Source organism: Tepidimonas sp. (assembly GCF_036824975.1).
GTDB lineage: Bacteria > Pseudomonadota > Gammaproteobacteria > Burkholderiales > Burkholderiaceae_C > Tepidimonas.
In genome coordinates this window covers 1-1,754 of the sequence record NZ_DAISZC010000037.1, presented here as the reverse complement: position 1 = coordinate 1,754, position 1,754 = coordinate 1, and the positions used below count along the sequence as shown (strand labels likewise).

General features: G+C 70.5%; 1 protein-coding gene and 1 pseudogene. One reads left to right on the top strand and one right to left on the bottom strand.

The genetic code is table 11. The features are described from left to right. Nucleotides 1-122: 122 nt before the first annotated feature. Complete coding sequence (locus V7Z54_RS05890; protein ID WP_334135071.1) at nt 123-1,064, bottom strand: prenyltransferase; 942 nt, start codon at nt 1,062-1,064, stop codon at nt 123-125. A gap of 161 nt (nt 1,065-1,225) precedes the next feature. On the opposite strand from V7Z54_RS05890, the pseudogene V7Z54_RS05885 reads away from it, so the two are divergent. Next, nucleotides 1,226-1,612: pseudogene (locus V7Z54_RS05885) on the top strand (MerR family transcriptional regulator); the annotation flags it as partial. Nucleotides 1,613-1,754 lie beyond the last annotated feature (142 nt).

Below are 1,754 nucleotides of genomic sequence, written 5' to 3'. Positions count from 1 at the left end.
GAGGGCGGCTGCCAGCCGGGCGCCGTGGTGGCAGGCAGGATGACGGCGTCGCCGGGCATGCTCAACCGGGCCATCGGGTGCTGGTCGTGGGTGCTTGCCACGTCAGCCGACCCGCTGCCGCATCAGCGCTGCGCCGCGATGGCAGCAAACGCGCCGGCCAGCGCCAGCGCGTGCACGATGGCGGCGCCAATCGTCAGGCCGATGGCGGGCCGCAGCGCGGCAACCGGGCGGCGCTGGCTCAGATGCCACCACAGCAGCGCCGCCGCCCCCAGAGACAGCGGCGCCGACGCCAGGCCCCACCATGCGGTGGCGGGCGGGATGTGCAGCCAGACGGCGGCCGCCAGTCCCGCATGCGCGCCCGCCGCCAGGGCGGTGTAGAGGGCGGCACTGCCGACCGGCCCCAGGCGCACTGCCAGCGTGCGCTTACCCACCCGCGCATCCCACGGCGCGTCAGGCAGCGCGTTGATGAGCAGAATGTTGGCCACCAGCAATGCAAAGGGTAGCGCCGAGACGGCTGCGATCAGCGACCACTGCCCGCGTTGGGCCACCTGCGCGCCCTGCACGATCAGCCACCAGGCGGCCGCCACCGCCACCTCGCCCAGGCCACGTGCCATCAGGCGCAGGGGCGGGGCGGAATACGCCCATCCCAGCACCAGACCGGCCAGGCCCGCGGCCAGCAGGGCAGTACCCGTCTGCAGCGCCAGCCACAACCCGCCCAGCACCACGAGTGCGGTCAGGCCGAGGGCTAACTGGCGGGCGTGCTCGGGTTGCGCTGTGCCCTGCTGGATCACGCGTGATCCCCCGGTAAACGGCGACAGCGGCGCCGGGTTGGCCGCGTCGGCGCCGTTGAGCGCGTCATGGTAGTCGTTCCAGGCGTTGGCCGCGGCGTGGGCGGCCAGCGCCAGCCCCAGCGTGACGCCGGCGCGCAGCGCATCGAACCCGCAGCCGCAGGCGGCGGCCATCGCCAGTCCCAACGCGACGGCCGCCGCCGTCAGGGCTAGAAAGCCCGGGCGGGTCAGGCGCCAAGCGGCGGATAGGGACAAAGCGGGAGTGGCTGTGTTCACGCAGGCAACGATAGCACGCGCCGCTGGCACACCGGTTTCATGGCGTAACATTCTGTTTCGATTGACGTTCACGTCAACGTCAAGGTCTGCGCTCCGGGGCCATGCCCGCAGCGCTGCTCTCGCCAGGGCCCTATTGCGACGGACATCGTGTCGAGGTTGGCATGGCCAGTACTGTGACTTACACCATCAGCGATCTAGCGCGAGAGTTCGACCTGACCACGCGCGCGATCCGCTTCTACGAAGACATGGGCCTGCTGCAGCCGCAGCGCAAAGGCCCGGGTGGGCGCAGCCGCGTGTATTCGGCGCGTGACCGCACGCGGCTCAAGCTCGTGCTGCGCGCCAAGCGCCTGGGCTTGAGCCTGTCCGAGGCCAAGGACCTGATCGACATGTACGACAGCCCGCGCGATACCGGGCCGCAACTGCGCAAGTTCCTGCAGGTGCTCGCCGTCCACCGGCGCCAGATCGAGGACCAGATGGCCGAGTTGCAGGCCACGCTCGACGAGATCAAGGTGCACGAGAAGGAGGCCCGCGCGCTGCTGGCGCGCCTGGGGACTGCCGACAACTCAGCGGAGGATGGGGATGCGGTGCCGACGGCCGCTGGTGCTGGCGTTGGCATCGCGCCTGTGCCTAGCTGCGAAGGGCGTGGTGGCCGCGAAAAATCGGCATAATTGACGTTGACGTAAACGTCAA